Origin of the sequence: Rhodococcus opacus, from assembly GCF_012396235.1 — a bacterium.
In the GTDB taxonomy this organism is placed as follows: domain Bacteria; phylum Actinomycetota; class Actinomycetes; order Mycobacteriales; family Mycobacteriaceae; genus Rhodococcus_F; species Rhodococcus_F opacus.
The window spans coordinates 273,916-291,659 of sequence record NZ_JAAXPA010000007.1; the positions used below are offsets into that span (position 1 = coordinate 273,916).

19 protein-coding genes are annotated in these 17,744 nt (G+C 69.0%); 11 read left to right on the forward strand and 8 right to left on the reverse strand.

All coding sequences use genetic code 11. The features are described 5' to 3' along the window. Positions 1 to 4 precede the first annotated feature (4 nt). Positions 5 to 907, reverse strand: a complete 903-nt coding sequence (locus HGB39_RS12085; protein ID WP_043794096.1) for an acetaldehyde dehydrogenase (acetylating) — start codon at positions 905 to 907, stop codon at positions 5 to 7. A 10-nt stretch (positions 908 to 917) separates the two neighbouring features. Beyond that, complete coding sequence (locus HGB39_RS12090; RefSeq protein ID WP_005574859.1) at positions 918 to 1,703, reverse strand: 2-keto-4-pentenoate hydratase; 786 nt, start codon at positions 1,701 to 1,703, stop codon at positions 918 to 920. 148 nt (positions 1,704 to 1,851) lie between these two features. Between HGB39_RS12090 and kstD the strand changes: the two genes are divergently transcribed. The 3 genes from kstD (at position 1,852) to HGB39_RS12105 (ending at position 5,125) form a co-directional block, all read left to right on the forward strand. Continuing rightward, a complete protein-coding gene (kstD, locus tag HGB39_RS12095) occupies positions 1,852 to 3,570 on the forward strand; it encodes a 3-oxosteroid 1-dehydrogenase (RefSeq protein ID WP_081276496.1) in 1,719 nt (572 codons plus the stop codon). Continuing rightward, the gene (gene chsH3, locus HGB39_RS12100) at positions 3,560 to 4,426 is read left to right on the forward strand and encodes an enoyl-CoA hydratase ChsH3 (protein ID WP_005263850.1); all 867 of its coding nucleotides are present in this window, start codon (positions 3,560 to 3,562) and stop codon (positions 4,424 to 4,426) included. Before kstD ends, chsH3 begins: the two co-directional genes overlap by 11 nt. A 198-nt stretch (positions 4,427 to 4,624) precedes the next feature. Then, the gene (locus HGB39_RS12105) at positions 4,625 to 5,125 is read left to right on the forward strand and encodes a C40 family peptidase (protein ID WP_005263843.1); all 501 of its coding nucleotides are present in this window, start codon (positions 4,625 to 4,627) and stop codon (positions 5,123 to 5,125) included. On the opposite strand, the gene HGB39_RS12110 is transcribed toward HGB39_RS12105, so the two are convergent. Genes HGB39_RS12110 through HGB39_RS12130 form a run of 5 tightly spaced genes read right to left on the reverse strand, consistent with a single transcriptional unit; the run spans position 5,104 to position 9,041 of the window. After that, positions 5,104 to 5,436, reverse strand: a complete 333-nt coding sequence (locus tag HGB39_RS12110; RefSeq protein WP_005563573.1) for a hypothetical protein — start codon at positions 5,434 to 5,436, stop codon at positions 5,104 to 5,106. The genes HGB39_RS12105 and HGB39_RS12110 overlap by 22 nt on opposite strands. Further along, entirely contained in the window at positions 5,433 to 6,653 is a 1,221-nt protein-coding gene (locus tag HGB39_RS12115; protein WP_005563574.1) for a DUF58 domain-containing protein, read from the reverse strand. Before HGB39_RS12115 ends, HGB39_RS12110 begins: the two co-directional genes overlap by 4 nt. Next, positions 6,650 to 7,606: an AAA family ATPase gene (locus HGB39_RS12120; RefSeq protein ID WP_005263839.1), complete on the reverse strand. Its 957-nt coding sequence runs from the start codon at positions 7,604 to 7,606 to the stop codon at positions 6,650 to 6,652. Before HGB39_RS12120 ends, HGB39_RS12115 begins: the two co-directional genes overlap by 4 nt. Continuing rightward, positions 7,603 to 8,085: a hypothetical protein gene (locus HGB39_RS12125; protein ID WP_005563575.1), complete on the reverse strand. Its 483-nt coding sequence runs from the start codon at positions 8,083 to 8,085 to the stop codon at positions 7,603 to 7,605. Before HGB39_RS12125 ends, HGB39_RS12120 begins: the two co-directional genes overlap by 4 nt. After that, positions 8,067 to 9,041 carry a DUF4129 domain-containing protein gene (locus HGB39_RS12130; RefSeq protein WP_064080161.1) on the reverse strand — a complete coding sequence of 325 codons (975 nt, stop codon included), beginning with the start codon at positions 9,039 to 9,041 and terminating at the stop codon, positions 8,067 to 8,069. The genes HGB39_RS12125 and HGB39_RS12130 overlap by 19 nt, the downstream gene beginning before the upstream one ends. A 115-nt stretch (positions 9,042 to 9,156) precedes the next feature. On the opposite strand from HGB39_RS12130, the gene HGB39_RS12135 reads away from it, so the two are divergent. Further along, on the forward strand, positions 9,157 to 10,473 hold the full coding sequence (locus HGB39_RS12135) for a TrpB-like pyridoxal phosphate-dependent enzyme (protein WP_043790071.1): 1,317 nt from the start codon (positions 9,157 to 9,159) through the stop codon (positions 10,471 to 10,473). 43 nt (positions 10,474 to 10,516) lie between these two features. On the opposite strand, the gene zapE is transcribed toward HGB39_RS12135, so the two are convergent. After that, a complete protein-coding gene (gene zapE, locus HGB39_RS12140) occupies positions 10,517 to 11,434 on the reverse strand; it encodes a cell division protein ZapE (RefSeq protein ID WP_005567140.1) in 918 nt (305 codons plus the stop codon). Between the two features lie 78 nt (positions 11,435 to 11,512). Here zapE and HGB39_RS12145 point away from each other — a divergent pair, with 78 nt between their 5' ends. From HGB39_RS12145 to HGB39_RS12175, 7 genes are all read left to right on the forward strand, one after another. After that, positions 11,513 to 12,091, forward strand: a complete 579-nt coding sequence (locus HGB39_RS12145) for a TetR/AcrR family transcriptional regulator (protein WP_005567138.1) — start codon at positions 11,513 to 11,515, stop codon at positions 12,089 to 12,091. Between the two features lie 61 nt (positions 12,092 to 12,152). Next, positions 12,153 to 13,400, forward strand: coding sequence for a DUF6986 family protein (locus HGB39_RS12150; RefSeq protein WP_005567136.1), 1,248 nt, complete (start codon positions 12,153 to 12,155; stop codon positions 13,398 to 13,400). Positions 13,401 to 13,487: 87 nt separating this feature from the next. Further along, a complete protein-coding gene (locus tag HGB39_RS12155) occupies positions 13,488 to 13,631 on the forward strand; it encodes a hypothetical protein (RefSeq protein ID WP_166680663.1) in 144 nt (47 codons plus the stop codon). Then, positions 13,628 to 14,560, forward strand: a complete 933-nt coding sequence (puuE, locus tag HGB39_RS12160) for an allantoinase PuuE (protein WP_005567134.1) — start codon at positions 13,628 to 13,630, stop codon at positions 14,558 to 14,560. The genes HGB39_RS12155 and puuE overlap by 4 nt, the downstream gene beginning before the upstream one ends. 10 nt (positions 14,561 to 14,570) lie before the next feature. After that, positions 14,571 to 15,284 carry a GntR family transcriptional regulator gene (locus HGB39_RS12165; protein ID WP_037206963.1) on the forward strand — a complete coding sequence of 238 codons (714 nt, stop codon included), beginning with the start codon at positions 14,571 to 14,573 and terminating at the stop codon, positions 15,282 to 15,284. 179 nt (positions 15,285 to 15,463) lie between these two features. Next, positions 15,464 to 17,002 carry an NCS1 family nucleobase:cation symporter-1 gene (locus tag HGB39_RS12170; protein ID WP_005567132.1) on the forward strand — a complete coding sequence of 513 codons (1,539 nt, stop codon included), beginning with the start codon at positions 15,464 to 15,466 and terminating at the stop codon, positions 17,000 to 17,002. Positions 17,003 to 17,012: 10 nt separating this feature from the next. Further along, positions 17,013 to 17,741: an aspartate/glutamate racemase family protein gene (locus HGB39_RS12175; protein WP_005567130.1), complete on the forward strand. Its 729-nt coding sequence runs from the start codon at positions 17,013 to 17,015 to the stop codon at positions 17,739 to 17,741. Positions 17,742 to 17,744 lie beyond the last annotated feature (3 nt).

Here is a 17,744-nt window from a genome sequence, read left to right on the forward strand (position 1 = left end):
GTGCTCATGCCTCCACACTCAGGAGCTTCTGGGCGATCTCCTCGCCCACCTTGGTTGCCGCTGCGGTCATGATGTCGAGGTTGCCCGCGTACGGGGGCAGGAAGTCGCCTGCACCCTCGACCTCGACGAACGTCGTGACCGTCGCCTGCCCGCCCGACACGACGCTCGGGTCGTCGAACTGCGGTTCGTTGAGCAGCCGGTAGCCGGGGACGTACTGCTGGATGTCCGCGACGACGCGGTGGATGGAATCGGTGATGGCGGCGCGGTCGGCGTCCTCGGGTATCGCGCAGAAGATCGTGTCCCGCATGATCATCGGCGGGTCGGCCGGGTTGAGGATGATGATGGCCTTGCCGCGCTGCGCTCCGCCGATGGTTTCGATGCCGCGGCTGGTGGTCTTGGTGAACTCGTCGATGTTGGCGCGGGTGCCCGGGCCCGCGGAGACGGATGCCACCGACGCGACGATCTCGGCATACGGCACGTCGACGACGCGGGAGACGGCGTACACGATCGGGATCGTGGCCTGCCCTCCGCACGTGATCATGTTGACGTTGGGGGCGCCGAGGTGTTCGCGCAGGTTCGCCGGCGGGACCACGGCCGGTCCGACGGCGGCGGGTGTCAGGTCGACGGCCCGGATGCTGGCGGCCTCATACCGCGGTGCGGCCTCCCGATGCACGTACGCGGACGTGGCCTCGAAGACGAGATCGGGTTTCTCCGGCTGGTTCAGCAACCAGTCGACACCCTCGGCCGACGTCTCCAGTCCCATCTTGCGGGCCCGTGCCAGGCCCTCGCTCTCGGGGTCGATCCCGATCATCCACCGGGGTTCGAGCCACTCGGATCGCTGCAGCTTGTAGAGCAGGTCGGTGCTGATATTGCCCGAACCGACGATCGCCACACTTGCCTTGGTCATGAACACACTCCTACTTGAACTGCAGGGATACGGAGCCGAGCCCACTGAACTCGGCGCGGAAGTGATCGCCCGGATGCGCGTCGATGGCGCGGGTGCACGATCCGGGCAGCACGATGTCGCCGGCCTTCAACCGGACGCCGAAGCTCTCGACCTTCTGCGCGAGCCAGGCGACGGCCGTCACCGGGTTGCCGAGCACGGCGTCGCTGCGTCCCTCGGCCTTGGTCTCGCCGTTGCTCGTCAGGACGGCGTCGATGGCCGTGATGTCGATGTCCGCGGGCTGCACCCGGTTCTTGCCGAGCACGAAACCGGCGGACGACGCGTTGTCCGCGATCGTGTCGGGCAGTGTGATCTTCCAATCGGTGATCCGGCTGTCGATCAGCTCGATGGACGGCGCGAACGCCACGGTGGCGTCCAGGACGTCCTGCTCGGTGCAGCCTGCGCCGGGGAGGTCGGCGCCCAACACGAACGCGACCTCGACCTCGACGCGCGGGAAGCAGAACCGCGCCGTGTCGACGGGTTGGTCCTCGAAGACCTCCATGTCGGCGAGCAGGTGGCCGTAGTCGGGTTCGTCGACGCCCATCATCTGCTGCATGGCGAGGGACGACAGGCCGACCTTGTGCCCGACGACCTTGGCGCCGTCCTGCAGCCGGCGGCGGATGTTGATCAGCTGGATCTCGTAGGCGTCGACGACGTCGATGTCGGGATGGTCGGCGGTCAGGGGGCCGATGGGAGCGCGGCCCCGTTCCGCGGCGTCGAGCTGATTCGCCAACTCGGTGCGTAGTTGGGTCGAGAGCATGGTGTGAGGACCTTCCCTGAAGTTCGTTTGCGTGCGCACGCCCACCGGTTTCCACTGCAACGTGTTTCGTTCTTGTTTGTTGTCGTCAGTAATACTTCCTGGCAGAAAGGATGGACTGACAACCCCATCATTCTATAACGTGTTCTACATGAGCAAGCACGAATACGACATCGTGGTCGTCGGTAGCGGTGCCGGTGGAATGACCGCGGCCCTTACCGCGGCCCACAAGGGACTCAGCGTCGTCATCCTCGAAAAGGCGCCACACTTCGGCGGCTCCACCGCGCGCTCCGGTGGTGGCGTGTGGATCCCGAACAACGAGGCGCTGATCGCCGCGGGAGTCGAGGACACCACGGACGCCGCGCGGACCTACCTGCACAGCATCATCGGCGACGTCGTCCCGAAGGACCGGATCGACGCCTACATCGACCGCGGCCCCGAGATGCTGTCGTTCGTGCTGAAGAACAGCCCACTGAAACTGCAGTGGGTGCCCGAATACTCCGACTACTATCCCGAGGCCCCCGGCGGACGGCTCGGCGGACGGTCCGTCGAACCGACACCGTTCGACGGCAGGAAACTCGGCGCCGACCTCGCGAAGCTCGAACCCGATTACGTCAAGGCACCGTCGAATTTCGTGATCACCCAAGCCGATTACCGCTGGCTGAACCTGTTGATGCGCAACCCGCGCGGCCCGCTGCGCGCCGCCCGGGTCGGGCTCCGATTCCTCGGAGCCAAGCTTACGGGGAAGCGCCTGCTCGTCCGCGGTCAGGCGCTCGTCGCCGGACTGCAGGCCGGACTGAAGGCCGCCGGTGTCCCGATCCTGCTCGACACCCCGCTCACCGACCTGTACGTGGAGGACGGCGTGGTCAAGGGCGTCAACGCCACGGTCGACGGACAGCCGCAGGTGTTCCGGGCGCGCCGCGGCGTCGTGATCGCCTCGGGCGGCTTCGAGCACAACGACGAGGCCCGCAAGAAGTATCAGCGGGCACCGATCGGCACCGAATGGACCGTCGGCGCGAAGGCCAACACGGGCGACGGCATCTGGGCGGGCGAAAAGCTCGGCGCCGCGCTCGATCTGATGGAAGACGCCTGGTGGGGACCGTCCATCCCGCTGACCGGCGGCCCGTGGTTCGCGCTGTCCGAACGGAGCCTGCCCGGCTGCATCATGATCAACGAATCCGGCAAGCGCTTCGTCAACGAATCCGCGCCGTACGTCGAGGCGACGCACGCGATGTACGGCGGCACGCACGGGCAGGGCGACGGACCGGGCGAAAACGTGCCGTGCTGGCTCGTCCTCGACCAGCGTTACCGCGACCGGTACGCGTTCGCCGGAGTCACCCCGCGCTCCCCGTTCCCGGGTCGCTGGCTGAAGGCCGGTGTGATCGTCAAGGCGGGCACCGTCGCCGAGCTGGCCGGGAAGATCGGCGTGCCGATCGACGCACTCACCGAAACGGTCTCGCGTTTCAACACTTTCGCCCGGAACGGCAAGGACGAGGACTTCGGCCGTGGTGAGAGCGGTTACGACCACTACTACGGGGATCCCCGCAACAAGCCCAATCCGAGCCTCGGGGCGCTCGAGAAGGCGCCGTTCTTCGCCGTCAAAATGGTCCCCGGCGACCTCGGCACCAAGGGCGGTCTCCGCACCGACCGCAACGCCCGCGTGCTGCGGGAGGACGGCAGCACGATCGAGAACCTCTATGCGGTGGGCAATGCCAGCGGCCCGGTGATGGGCCACACCTACGCAGGCCCCGGCGCGACCATCGGCCCGGCGATGACGTTCGGCTATCTCGCGGTTCTCGATATCCTCGACAAGTCCTCCCAGGCCGATTCCCCGACGTCACTCACCGGAGACACCACCAATGCCCATTGATCCGAACATCGCCATCGGAGCCGAACTGCCCGTTCAGGAGTTCTCCTGGACCAGTTCCGACGTGCAGCACTACCACCTCGCTCTCGGTGCCGGATCCCGTCCGCTCGACGAGAAGGAGTTGCGGTACCTCACCGACGGGAAGCCGCAGGTGCTCCCCACGTTCGCCACGGTGGCCGCGAATTTCCACGCGACCGAGGCCCCGCGTGTGTCGTTCCCGGGAGTCGAGATCGACCTCGCCAACGTGGTCCACGGCAGCCAGGAAGTGACCGTGCACCAGCCGATTCCCCCGGAGGGCAAGGCCCGCACCACCACCCGAATCGCCGAAGTGTGGGACAAGGGCAAGGCCGCCGTCATCGTGCAGGAATCGACGACCACCGACCTCGACGGCACTCCCCTGTGGACCGGGCGGTCGTCCATCTTCGCCCGCGGCGAAGGCGGTTTCGGGGGTGAGCGCGGACCGTCCCAGTCCGTCGAGTTGCCCGACCGGCCTGCCGACGTCGAGGTCGACACCCCCGTCCTTCCGCAGCAGGCGCTGATGTACCGGATGTGCGGCGACCGCAACCCCCTGCATTCCGACCCGAAGTTCGCTTCCGCCGCAGGGTTTCCCGCCCCGATTCTGCACGGCCTGTGCACGTACGGGATGGTGTGCAAAGCGGCCGTGGACGCGGTGCTCGACTCGGACGCGTCGCAGGTCGCGGGGTTCCGAGTCCGGTTCGCGGGGGTGGTTTTTCCCGGCGAGACGCTGCACACGCGGATCTGGCGGGACGAGGGCCGGCTCCTCATCTCGGCCACGGTTCCCGAGCGCGATCATGCTCCGGCCCTGGCAGACGTGGTGCTGACCCTGGCCCAGGGGTGACAGTTACCGAAATTTGACCGAATCCGCCCAGTTCGGACGGATATTCGCAATTATCAGGCATGATGCCGCAACACTTTGTACGCTTTCCGTGACCTCATCGAGACGTGTCAACCGATGGTCGGGGCGGTTCCACGGCTCTCCACGAGCAGTAGCGAACAAAGGGGGGACCTCGTGTCCCAGCGCAGACATCTCCGTCCCGTGCGACGCGCTGCCGTTGCCGGTGCTCTCGCGTTCTGTGCGACCGCCCTCGTTGCTCTTCCCGCGAACGCCGCACCGGTGGCGGGCAGTTCCGACAGCGGCAGCACCGGCGGCAGTTCGATGGGTTCGTCCGTTCTCCCGACACCCATTCCCACCCCGACCGGGCTGGCCGCGCTCGCGGCCGCGACGACCCAGACGGGCAAGCCCTATCTGTGGGGTGGGACGGGTCCGGACGCGTGGGACTGCTCGGGGCTGGTGCAGTGGGCATTCCGGCAGGCGGGCGTGAATCTGCCACGCACCACGTGGGAGCAGGCCGAGGTCGGCGCACCCATTCCGCTGTGGGCACTGGCTCCCGGCGACATCGTGGTGCTCAACCCGGACGCGTCGCACATCGGTATCTACGCCGGCTTCGGTCAGGTCTTCAATGCGTACGGGCGCGGCGTGCCCGTGGGTCTGGCGCCGCTGTCGCAGTTCCACATCTACAGCATCCGCCGGTTCTGATCCTCGGTCGTGGGCGTGCGCCTGGCGACGTACGGCCACACCGCGACGAGGAACAGCACCACCGCCGCAACCGGCCCGAGCAGGGACACCCATGCCGGCCCGTCCGGCAGTGCCGCTGCCAGAGACGCCGCGGCGCCGGTGACGACCGCGCCCACCAGCAGCGTCGAGATTCCCGGTGCGAGACCGGTGTACGCGACGAGCAGCAGTCCCGTCGCCCCGACGCCCGCGGCGGCCGCCGCGAACGCGGACGCGTTGCCCAGGACGAGGGCGACGAGCGCCGCCTGCACCACGACCACCGCAATCCATCTCATCGGAGTGCCCCCGACGGCCGGCGGGCACGATCGGCGAGGGCCAGCGCCAGATCCAGTGCGGAATCGTCGTCCCACGCCACCACCGGGACCCCGAGAACGCCCATGTTCCGGTACATGTTCCGCCGCTCGAGCCGCCACATCCTGCCGGTCATCGGATCGAGTTCGTACTCGAACGGCGGGCCGCGGAGCACGTCGACGGCCACGACGACGTGACCGCGCCGCCTCAGCTCCAGCAGCGACAGCGCGAAGTTGGTGTCCAGCATGGTGGAGAACGCGATGACCACGGCCCTCGGCGGCAACGCGACCCGCGGGACGAGTGTGCCTTCGGCGGCGCCGGCGTCGGAGTCGAGCACCGTGTCGAGGATTCGGTAGAACTGCCTGCGTCCGATGTCGGCGCCGAGCCATCGCAGCCGGAGCCCGTGGACGACGACCCCGGCCCGGTCGCCGCGCTGCAGGGCCGTCTGCACCACCTGTGTCGCGCCGCGCACGGTCCGGTGCAGGCTCTCCGACGCCGGGCCCGGCGCCTGCGGGGTGGTGTCGAGGACGGCCACGACGTCCGCGGCGCGGTCCATGATCCGTTCGGTGACGTGCAACCGGCCGCGCCGGGCGCTCACCGGCCAGTTGACGCTGCGCAACGGATCCCCCGGCGCGTGCGGCCGGATGTCCCCGAACTCGACGCCCGAGCCGAATCGGCGGGTGCGGTGCGCGCCGATGCGGTCCGGAAGTGTGGCGTGGGGCAACGGAGTCGGCATGGGCGGCGCCAACGGGAACACCCGCAGTTCCGTGACGGGAACCGGGAGGGAGGCGGTGAGCAGGCCGCCGGCACGTGCCGTGACCGTCAGTGCGGGTTCGTACCGGCCCCACCGGTCCGCCGACACCACGTAGTCGCCGTCGCCGACCTGCTCGACCGTGTAGCCGTCGGACGGCGCCGGTGCCACCTCGAGTTCCGCCGCACCACCGCACGCCGTCACGTCCACCGAGAAGTGCACGGACTCGGATTCGAAACACCGCAGCGTGCGCGCCGACGCCTCGACGCGGACGCCGGTGGCGGGACGGGGCAACCACGTCACCGTGCCGAGCGCTCCCAGCATCGGGGCGGCGAACACGATCAGTTCCCACCACCGCCCCACGACACCTGCCGTCAGTGCCACGGCGGCGCAGGTCGTCAGTGCGAGGGCTGCCGGCGATGCCCGCCACGTCAACTGGTGCTCCGTCATCGGGCCCTCGGCGCGGGGAGACGGCGCAGCAGTTCCGCGAGGACGTCGTCGCTGCGGATGCGGCGCACCCACATCTCCGGTCGCAGGCTGATGCGGTGCGCGACAGCGGGAACGGCCAGGGCTTTGATGTCCTCGGGAATGACGAAGTCGCGGCCCGAGAGCAGGGCGCGCGCCCGTGCCAGCTGTACGAGGTCGAGTTCCGCGCGGGGGCTGGCCCCGACCTCGACCTGCGGGTGATGCCGGGTGGCGTTCGCGAGCGCGACGACATACCCGAGGACGTCGTGGTGAACACTGACCTGCTCGAGCGATTCGCGCATCGCCAGGAGGTCGGCCGCATCGACCACCTGCTCGACGACGACGGCGGCGGATCCCCGGTCGAGCCGCCGGCGCAGCATCTCGTGCTCGTCGGTCTCGGTGAGGTACCCCAGTCGTAGGCGGAGCGCGAACCGGTCCAGCTGCGCCTCGGGCAGCGGGTAGGTGCCCTCGTACTCGATGGGATTGTCGGTGGCGAGCACGATGAACGGACGCGGCAGGATCCGGGTGGTGCCGTCGACGCTGACCTGCCCCTCCGCCATCGCCTCGAGCAGCGCGGCCTGGGTCTTGGGCGGGGTGCGGTTGATCTCGTCGGCGAGAAGCAGGTTGGTGAAGATCGGGCCCGGACGAAATTCGAAGCGACCCGACGGCATGTCGTAGATGGTGGCGCCGAGCAGGTCGGCGGGCAGCAGGTCGGGGGTGAACTGGACCCGCGTGAAGTCGAGTCCGAGCGCGGCAGCGAACGATCGTGCCACCAACGTCTTTCCGAGTCCGGGCAGATCCTCGATGAGCACGTGCCCGCCGGCGAGTACCGCGAGCAGGATCGACGTGAGTTCGTCGTGCTTGCCGACCACCGCCCGTTCGACCTCCGCCAGCACCGCGTGGGCGCGCGCGGTGGTGACCTCGGCAGGCATCGTCACAGCTGCTCCAGCCGTTGCAGGATCCGGTCGAGCACGTCCCGGCCCGGACCGGGTGCGGCCCTGTCGGAGCGCTGCACGCACTCGGGATCGACCCACTGCCACAAGTCGCCGAAGTACACCTCACCCGCGGCTGCGGTCTCGGCGGGGTCGAGTCCCTGCCGCCGTCCGGTGGACTGCTGGAACTCGCGCGCCAGGAGCGGACGCAGATGGTGATCCCAGTCGCCGCGCGTACCGTCCGCCCAGCTGATCAATGATTCCGTCCGCGCCATCCATCGGGCCGTCACCTCGGCCCGTTCCGCCTCCATTCCCGGCGGCTGGTCGTCGACGTCCACGGGTGCCATGCGTCGTCGAAACTCGAAGAGCACCAGCGCGGTCACCGCTCCCGCGACCAGCACGGCCGCACTGTACCGACCGGCGGCCACCAGCGGGACCTCCACGGCCAGCACGGCCCCGACACCGGCTACCGCGACGGCGAGCACGCGTCGCTCCCCAGGTCGTCGAGCACACGCCGGAGCAGATCGGCGGCCTCGTCACGGTGCTGTTCACCCATCGGATGCAGGCTGAACCGTGCCTCGGAGAACAGCCGCACCAGCGGCGCCGCCGCCTCGAAGCGCAGCGCTCCGAGTTGCACTGCGCGAGCCAGCACTTCGGACGGGGTGTCCGACTCCCGCGGTTCGGCGCCCGGCGCCTTGCGCAGGGCATCTTCCATGGCGGCGTAACTGGCGATGATGGCCTCGCGCGGCGGCAGACTCGGGGCCACGACCGCGGCGAGACCTTCCTCCGCTGCGCGGGCCAGCGACTGCGAGGCAGCCGGACCGTCGGGGGAACTCGCCGCGGTCCAGGCGCCGACCCGGGCCCGGAGGGGGCGCCGGGCCACGGCGCCGAGGATCAGCACGGTCACCAATATCGGACCGGCAATCGCTGCAGCGGTCCACAATTCCGTCAGATCCTCGCGGGTCCCGTCCACCAGGTCGGGCGGCGGACGAGTCTCGGTGGGCACGGCCTCGTCGGTTCGGCCGGCCCCGTCCTCGGCGGCCGGGCTCGCCGGCGACGGTTGACGGTCGAGTGGTTCGTCTCCACCGACGGACCCGAGGAGGAACGCCGCGGCCACGAGGAGCGAGGCGAACGCCGCCCATCCGAGAATGTGCCGACGCGAGACCGAGGAGCCGGTGTTTCCGGTGAGCCCTGCCGGTGGTGGGTCGGGGGCGACCCGCGGCCGGCCGCTGCGAAGGGCGGACGCCAGCGCCACCGCCGCGACGACGACGGCGATCGCCGAGAGGATGACCAGGGCGCGCGTCGCACCTGCGCCCGGCTCCGACGGTGTCGCGGGGGTGTCGGGCGCGGGGACCACCCGGACCGCAAGGGTGACCGTCACGACGGCCGCCAGCAGGGCGACCGTGTGGACGACCCTGCTTCGCACGCGACGGTCCGGCATTCTCACTCCCGAGTTGCCCCTCCATCGTGACACGCGCGGACCGGGAAAATCACCCGTTCGCGGCGGCGGACAGCGCAGCATGTTCGGGACGTATCCATCCACGAAGGAGAGTTACTTGACCACGTCCCCGGTAACCGGAGCCGAACTGGCTCGATCGCTGGAACCTCTGGGGGTTTCGGTTCCCTCGGCCGTACCCACGCACTGGTACAACCTTGCCGCCGATCTTCCGGAACCCGTTCCGCCGCACCTGCATCCCGGCACACGTGAGCCACTGGGACCGGAGGACCTGGCACCGCTGTTCCCCGCGAGCCTGATCGAACAGGAGGTCGCGACGGAACGGTACATCGAGATCCCCGAAACGGTCCGCGAGATCTACGGCATGTGGCGCCCGTCGCCGCTGGTGCGCGCACACCGGCTCGAGCGAGTGCTCGGCACACCGGCACGGATCTACTACAAATACGAGGGTGTCAGCCCGGTCGGATCGCACAAGCCGAACACGGCTGTGGCACAGGCCTATTACAACGCGCTCGAGGGGACCACCAAGCTCACCACCGAGACCGGTGCGGGCCAGTGGGGCGCGTCGCTGTCGTTCGCCGGCGCCCTGCTCGGCCTCGAGGTGGAGGTCTGGCAGGTTCGCGCCTCGTTCGACGCCAAGCCGTACCGCCGACTCCAGATGGAGGCCTACGGCGGCATCTGTCATCCGTCTCCGTCCGACCTCACCGAAGCCGGGCGGGCGATCCTGGCCGAGCATCCCGACACCACCGGTTCGCTGGGCATGGCGATCAGCGAGGCCGTCGAGGTGGCCGCCAACAACCCCGACGCGCACTACTCGCTGGGCAGCGTCCTCAACCACGTCATGCTCCACCAGACCGTGATCGGCCAGGAAGCGATGGTCCAGCTGGAGGAGGCGGGTGAGCCTGTCGCGCACACGGTATTCGGTTGCGCCGGCGGTGGTTCCAATCTCGCGGGCCTGGCCTTCCCGTTCCTGGGTCGCAATCTGCGCGAGGGCACCACCACCCGTCTCGTCGCCTGCGAGCCTGCGGCGTGCCCGTCGCTGACGCAGGGCGAATACCGCTACGACTTCGGCGACGTCGCCGGCCTGACGCCTCTGTTGAAGATGTACACGCTGGGCAACGATTTCGTTCCGCCCGCCATCCACGCGGGTGGCCTGCGGTACCACGGCATGTCGCCGATGGTCTCGCACGCCGTCGCCCTCGGGCTGATGGAGGCGACCGCGATCGAACAGGACGACGCACTCGCCGCGGGCCTGCTCTTCGCCCGCGCCGAGGGCATCATCCCCGCGCCGGAATCGACGCACGGAGTGGCCGCGGCCATCGCGCACGCCCGCACCGTCACCGAACCGGAGGTCGTGGTCATCGGATTGTCCGGGAACGGCCAGCTGGACCTCCCCGCGTACAGCCGGTACGTCTGATCGATTCACCGGGGCCGACCCACGCACGGGTCTGCCTCGGTGGTCACCGGCTCAGCGTCGACAGCCTGCTCACCAGCCGGTCGACGTCGAGGGTGCCGTCGAGTCCGGCGAACACGTCGTCCCACGACGCTTCGGCAACCAGCGTCAACGCGGTCCCCCGGTCGTACAGCACGTCGACGACGTTCGCGAACCGCCGCACGGTCTCCGCGCCCGCCTCCCGCAGTCGGGGCACACCGGTGATCGCCCAGCATCCGAACCGCTCCGACAGTTCGAGATAGTCGGCGGGTGCGGTCGGGGTGCCGCACAGCACCGCGAACTCGAACCAGACCGCGCGGTCCCGCACCGCGGAGGCCGTCACCGTGCGGGTCCCGACGGTCAGGGCGACGCGCTCGGACAGTGCCGGAGGCTCGGTGTCGGAAGCTCGGACGAAACGTCCGGCAGCGAACCCGCCGTCCGCCGTGGCCACGGTGCGGTAGTCGACGGGTCCGGCCACCCGCACGACGGTCAGATTCTGTTCCAGCACGGCGATCGACGGCGCGAACAGGTGATGGAACAGCGGATTCGGCAGCAGCCCCTCCGGTGGATAGTTCGACGTGGCCACCAGCGTGATCCCGCGGGTGAACAGGACCTTCAGCAGTCGCGCGACCAGCATCGCGTCCCCGACGTCGTGCAGGTGGAACTCGTCGAAGCACAGCAGCCGGACGTCCCCGAGTGCCGCACCGATCGCGAGGTCGATGGAACCTAGCGTGTGCGCGTCGGCGTGGAGCCGGCGGAAGAACGAGTGGAAGTGCACGCGCCGCTTCGGGACCTCCGCCGACCCGTAGAAGCGGTCCGTCAACCACGTCTTGCCACGTCCGACGGGTCCCCACAGGTACACGCCGCGAATCCCGGGCCGCCCCTGCTCCAGCCCCTCGGCGGTCTCGTACAGGACGGCCGCGGCCGCGCGCTGCGCGTCGTCCAACAGAACCTCTACATCCACAGTGGAAACACTACGAATGTAGAGTCTCGGGCGACAAGCCGATGTGAGGAGGCAGACACCGTGCCCGAGCGGCGTGAGCGGATAGCCGACGCGGCGATCACGATCATCGCGCGGGAGGGCATGCGCGCGCTGACGCATCGGGCCGTCGACCGTGCACTGGATCTCCCGGGCGGGTCCACGTCCTACTACTTCCGCACCCGGCGAGCCCTGATCGAATCCGCCGTGCGCCGGCTCGCCGACCGCTCGCGGCAGGAATTCGCGACCACGACGGCCCCACCACTCGACCTCGCCTCCGTCGCCGAGGGCGTGGCCCGGTCGCTGGACCGGCTGCTGCACACCCGTCACGACGACGTCGTTGCGCGGCACGCGCTGTCCGTCGAACTGTCCGGTGACGCCGACCTGCACGCACTCCTCGCGACGTGCCTGTTCTCCCGTGCCCGCGCCACCGAATTGTTCGACGCCCTCGGCGTCGCCGACCCCGAGAACGCGGGCGCGGACTTCGTCAGCGTCGTCGAAGGCCTGGTCTTCGACCGTTTCGTGGGAGCCCGGTCACTCGACGGCATCGAGCCAGGGACCGATCGCAGCGTGCGGCAGCTGGCCCGCGCCGTCGAGTCGTATCTGCGCGGTGCGACGGCCTGAACGACGACCACCCGGCGGGGTGTGGACGACGAGAATCCCGCGTTTCTGCCAAGATCGTGGCGTGAACCCCCAGTACCTCAGCCGTCTCCCCGACAGCGGTTTCGACCGCGTCGACGCACTCCTCGACCCGGTCGACACCGACCTTGCGGACGCCTTTCCGGGTGATCGGCAGCAACCGCAGCCCGTCCACACCGTCTATGTGAGTGCGGCGGACGCCGGACCGGACACCCCGAGGTTGTGGGGTGAGCAGGCTGTCGAACTGCTGGACAGGCACACGAATGCGCTGTCCGAAATCGGAACGACCGGTGCGCTTCCCGACGTCCGCGCGATGCTCGAGCACCGTCCGATCATGGATCTGCGGATCGATTTCGAGGACGGCTTCGGTTGGCGGAGCGACGACGTCGAGGACGCGGCCGCACTGGAGGCGGGACGCACGCTGCGACTGCTCTCCTCGGACCCGCCCGGCCCGCGGTCGCTGGGCATCCGCGCGAAGGGTCTGGCCCCGCACGAGCGCCGCCGCGGGATCCGGACGCTCGAACTCGTCCTCGAAGGCGCGGGTGGGGTTCCCGACGGCTTCGTGTTCACGGTGCCGAAACTACGTGCGGCCCAGCAGGTCACCGCCGTCGTCGCGTTGTGCGAGGAACTCGAGCGCGCGTACGGGCTCCCCGACAGGTCGCTGCGCTTCGAGTTGCAGATCGAGAGCCCCCAGGCCGTGCTCGGACCGGACGGCACCGTGACCGTCGCGAAGGCCATCCACCTCGCGGACGGACGCTGCACCGGATTGCACTACGGCACTTACGACTACAGCGCGGCCTGCGGAATCGCGTCACGGTTCCAGTCGCTCGAGCATCCGGTGGCCGACCACGCCAAGTCCGTGATGCTGGTGGCGGCGGCCCAGACCGGGGTGTGGGTGTGCGACGGATCCACCCAGGTCATCCCGCAGGGCAGCGACGAGGAGATCCACGCCGCGCTGGCCCGGCACTACCGGCTCGTCACCCGTTCGCTCGAACGCGGGTACTACCAGGGATGGGACATGCATCCCGGGCATCTGATCACCCGCTGGCTCGCGACGTTCGACTTCTACCGCGCCGCGCTGCCCGCCGCCGCCACCCGGGTGCAGGCCTACCTCGACCGCCAGGGCGGCGGGGTGATGGACGAACCGGCCACCGCCCAGGCGCTCGCGACGGTGATCCTGCGGGGACTGGCGTGCGGCGCGTTCGACGAGGCCGCTGTCCGCGCGCAGGCCCCCGGATGCACGGTGGGCACACTGCGCGACCTCCTCACCCGGGCGGTGGTTCCGGGGAGCTGAGCACCTCCCCGCGCACGAGGACCGCCCGCAGCACCCCCGCCGACGCCCTACACTTGCCCCACGCCCGATCAGGAGGTAGCCGCACCCGTGACCCCGAACACCTTGACCGCGCCCAGCTTCCACAGTCCGCCGCCGGGCGAGGCGAGCGTCCGCGACCGGGACGGCGGCACGGCGCGGCTGCGCCTGTGGGGTTCCCTGACCGAGGCGGGTCGGGCAGGCTTGGAATCATGACCCACGCTTTCGACTCCAGCTACCCCCGTGACCTGGTCGGATACGGGCAGCACCCACCCGATCCGCAGTGGCCGGGCGGCGCGAAGATCGCCGTCCAGTTCGTCCTCAACTACGAGGAGGGCGCCGAGAACAACGTGCTCCACGGCGACGAGGCATCGGAGACGTTCCTGTCCGAGATGGTCGGGGCCCAACCGTTCCCGAACCGGCACATGAGCATGGAATCGATCTACGAATACGGATCCCGCGCCGGACTGTGGCGCGTGCTCCGGGCCTTCGAGCGACGAGGGCTACCGCTCACGATCTTCGCGGTCGCCAAGGCGATGCAGCGGAACCCGGAGGCCGTCAGCGCCTTTCGCGAACTCGGTCACGAGATCGCCTGCCACGGTCTGTGGTGGAAGTCGTACCAGCTCTCCGACGAGGACACCGAACGCAAGGACCTGGCCGAGGCGGTGGAGATCCTGCGCGACCTCACCGGCGAGGCCCCGCTCGGCTGGTACACCGGCCGCGACTCCCCGCTCACCCGGCAGCTGGTCGTCGAGCACGGCGGCTTCGAGTACGACTCCGATTCGTACGCCGACGACCTCCCCTACTGGGTGAAGGTCGACACCCCCGGACAGGGCCTCGTCGACCACCTGGTGGTGCCGTACACCCTCGACACCAACGACATGCGGTTCGCGTCGCCCGGCGGTTTCCCGAGCGGCGAGCAGTTCTTCGCGCACCTGCGGGACGCCTTCGACGTCCTGTACGCGGAGGGAACGGCCGGGGCGCCGAAGATGCTGTCCGTGGGTCTGCACTGCCGCATCGTCGGACGGCCCGCCCGCACCGCGGCGCTGGAGCGGTTCCTCGATCACGTGCAGTCCCACGACGACGTGTGGGTCGCCCGGCGCATCGACATCGCCCGCCACTGGCGCGCCGTACACCCCGCCTGAGGACGACCCGATGCCCCCGCGACGACCATCGGTGCTGGTCACGAACCTGGCCAACCGGGATCCCGGCAGCTCGCAGACCGTGATCCTGGAGGAGCTGCGCCGGGTGATCCTCAGCGGCGGGGCCCCGCCGGGCACCCCGATCCCGGTGGACGAGGTGGCCGAGCACTTCGGCGTCAGCCGCATCCCGATCCGGGAGTCGCTGAAGACGCTGATCGGCGAGGGGCTCGTCGACCACCGGGCCAACGCCGGGTACACGGTCGCCCGGCTGACCGTCGACGAACTCGAGGAGCTCTACCTGGTGCGGGGTGTCCTCGAGTCGGCGGCGCACTCCGTGGCGATCACCCTCGCCGACGAGGCCGACGACGCACGGGCCCGGGCGACGTACGCGGCACTCGACCGCTCGGTTCTCGAGGACGACCTGACCGCGTACCACCGGGAGAGCCGTAACTTCCACCTCGCCCTGGCATCGCCGTGCCGGATGCAGCGACTGCTGCACATGTTCGAGTCGGCGTGGAACATCACCGAGCCCGTGCAGCCGATGTCGCAGGTGGGGACGCCGGCGCGGCTGCAACTTCACCTCGGGCACCGGGACATGCTGGCGGCGTTCCTCGCCCGCGACGCCGCGGCGTTGAAGGCGGCCACCGACCGGCACAACGAACAACTCGACACGGTGATCGCCGCCCTCCCCACGGACACCGGAATCTTCCGGGACACGCCCGGGTAGGCCGTCCGGCAAGATATATTCTCGGCTCGGAGGGTGCGCCGGCGAGAATATATCTTCGCCGTCACAACCAGGAAATATCCGAAAACTACTTTTGCTCCCAGCACTTCGGTGGTGTGCTTTTCACCGAGGCACCCTTACGTCGACGCAGTCGTGTCCGTACTGCACCAGGGAGCGAAACGATGACTCAGACAGCACCCTCCAACGAGGGGGAAACCGTCCCCGGTGCACACCTGGCCGGCGCCGGGCTGATCAAGCCCGGCTATCACCCGAGACTCACCAACGACGATCTCGCGCCGCTGAAGACGCAGTCGTGGTCGTCGTACAACATCTTCGCGTTCTGGATGTCCGACGTGCACAGCGTCGGCGGCTACGTCACCGCGGGCAGCCTGTTCGCGCTCGGACTGACCAGCTGGCAGGTCCTCGTCGCGCTGGTGGTCGGCATCGCGATCGTCAACGTGTTCGCGAACCTGGTGGCCAAACCCAGCCAGGTCACCGGCGTCCCCTACCCGGTCATGTGCCGCAGCGCCTTCGGTGTTCTCGGCGCCAACGTCCCGGCCATCATCCGCGGCCTCATCGCGGTGGCCTGGTACGGAATCCAGACGTACCTGGCGTCGCACGCGTTCGTGATCCTCGGCCTGAAGATCTGGCCGGGTCTGGCGCCCTGGGCGGACGTGCACGAGCACGGATTCCTCGGACTGTCGGCGCTCGGCTGGGCCGGGTTCATGACGATGTGGGTGCTGCAGGCGCTGGTCTTCTGGCGTGGCATGGAGAGCATCCGCAAGTTCATCGACTTCTGCGGCCCCGCGGTCTACGTGGTGATGCTGATGCTCGCGATCTACCTGATCAGCGAGGCCGGATGGTCGAACATCAGCCTGAACCTCGGCGAGGTGAACTACACCGGCTGGTCGGCTGTGCCCGTGGTGCTGGGCGCGATCGCCCTTGTCGTGTCGTACTTCTCGGGCCCGATGCTCAACTTCGGCGACTTCTCCCGGTACGGCAAGACGTTCGGCGCGGTCAAACGCGGCAACTTCCTCGGCCTCCCGGTGAACTTCCTGTTCTTCTCGATCCTCACCGTCGTCACCGCCTCCGCGACCCTGCCCGTGTACGGCCGCCTGATCACCGACCCCGTCGAGACGGTCGCGCAGATGGACAACCTGTTCGCCGTCGTCCTCGGCCTCCTCACCTTCATCGTCGCCACCATCGGTATCAACATCGTCGCCAACTTCGTCTCCCCGGCATTCGACTTCTCGCACGTCAGCCCGCAGCGCATCAGCTGGCGTACGGGCGGAATGATCGCCGCCGTCGGATCCGTCCTGATCACACCGTGGAACCTGTACAACAATCCCGAGGTGATCCACTACACGCTCGAGACGCTGGGGGCGTTCATCGGACCGCTGTTCGGAATCCTCATCGCGGACTACTACCTGGTGCGCAGGCAGCGAGTGATCCTGGACGACATGTTCACCATGTCCGAGGGCGGAACATACTGGTACAAGAAGGGTTACAACCCCGCTGCGATCATCTCCACCGTCGTCGGCGCCCTGGTCGCGATGATTCCCGTGATCCTCAAGGCCCAGCCGTTCGGACTCGACGTGTGGGGCATGGCTGGTGCGGCCCAGTACTCGTGGTTCCTGGGCATGGGTGTCGGATTCGTCTGCTACCTCGGATTGTCCGCCGGCGCCCGTCGTGCGCATCGCACAGCCCCGATCGAAGCATAGGTCGACGAACGTGCACATCAAGATCATCAATCCCAACACCACCCAGTCGATGACCGACAAGATCGGCGACTGCGCCCGCTCCGTCGCGGGGCCGGGGACGCTCGTCGAGGCGGTGAGCCCGCAGATGGGTCCCGCTTCGATCGAGAGTCACTACGACGAAGCACTCAGTGTCCCCGGGCTTCTCGAGGAGATCGCGCGCGGCGAGGAGGCCGGGGTGGACGGCTACGTGATCGCCTGCTTCGGCGACCCGGGCCTCGACGCGGCTCGCGAACTGGCCTCCGGGCCCGTGCTCGGGATCGCGGAGGCGGCCATGCACGCTGCGAGCTTCCTCGGCCGTGGCTTCAGCGTCGTCACGACCCTGGGACGTACCCGGGGCCGGGCCTGGGAACTGGCCGAACGGTATGGAATGCAACGGTTCTGCCTCGGGGTGCACGCGTGCGAGATCGCCGTGCTCGACCTCGACCGCGACCCGGATGCGGTGAAGGTGATCACCGAGGCCTGCCGGGTCGCCCGCGACGAGGACGGTTCGGACGCGATCGTGCTGGGGTGCGCGGGCATGGCGGACCTGTGCGCCGTCATCTCGGCGGAACTCGGGGTGCCGGTCGTCGACGGCGTGGCGGCGGCCACCCTCATGGTGCAGTCCCTCGTGACGCTCGGATTGCGGACCGGCGCGCACGGAGAATTCGCGGCTCCCCTGCCCAAGAAGTACACCGGACTGCTCGAGGGTTTCGGCCGCTGACGG

Bases quoted from the DNA above. Each gene is read 5' to 3' on its own strand.
- HGB39_RS12085 (WP_043794096.1), bottom strand. From the start codon at position 907: ATGACCAAGGCAAGTGTGGCGATCGTCGGTTCGGGCAATATCAGCACC.
- HGB39_RS12090 (WP_005574859.1), bottom strand. From the start codon at position 1,703: ATGCTCTCGACCCAACTACGCACCGAGTTGGCGAATCAGCTCGACGCC.
- kstD (WP_081276496.1), top strand. From the start codon at position 1,852: ATGAGCAAGCACGAATACGACATCGTGGTCGTCGGTAGCGGTGCCGGT.
- chsH3 (WP_005263850.1), top strand. From the start codon at position 3,560: ATGCCCATTGATCCGAACATCGCCATCGGAGCCGAACTGCCCGTTCAG.
- HGB39_RS12110 (WP_005563573.1), bottom strand. From the start codon at position 5,436: ATGAGATGGATTGCGGTGGTCGTGGTGCAGGCGGCGCTCGTCGCCCTC.
- HGB39_RS12115 (WP_005563574.1), bottom strand. From the start codon at position 6,653: ATGACGGAGCACCAGTTGACGTGGCGGGCATCGCCGGCAGCCCTCGCA.
- HGB39_RS12130 (WP_064080161.1), bottom strand. From the start codon at position 9,041: ATGCCGGACCGTCGCGTGCGAAGCAGGGTCGTCCACACGGTCGCCCTG.
- puuE (WP_005567134.1), top strand. From the start codon at position 13,628: ATGACCCACGCTTTCGACTCCAGCTACCCCCGTGACCTGGTCGGATAC.
- HGB39_RS12165 (WP_037206963.1), top strand. From the start codon at position 14,571: ATGCCCCCGCGACGACCATCGGTGCTGGTCACGAACCTGGCCAACCGG.
- HGB39_RS12170 (WP_005567132.1), top strand. From the start codon at position 15,464: ATGACTCAGACAGCACCCTCCAACGAGGGGGAAACCGTCCCCGGTGCA.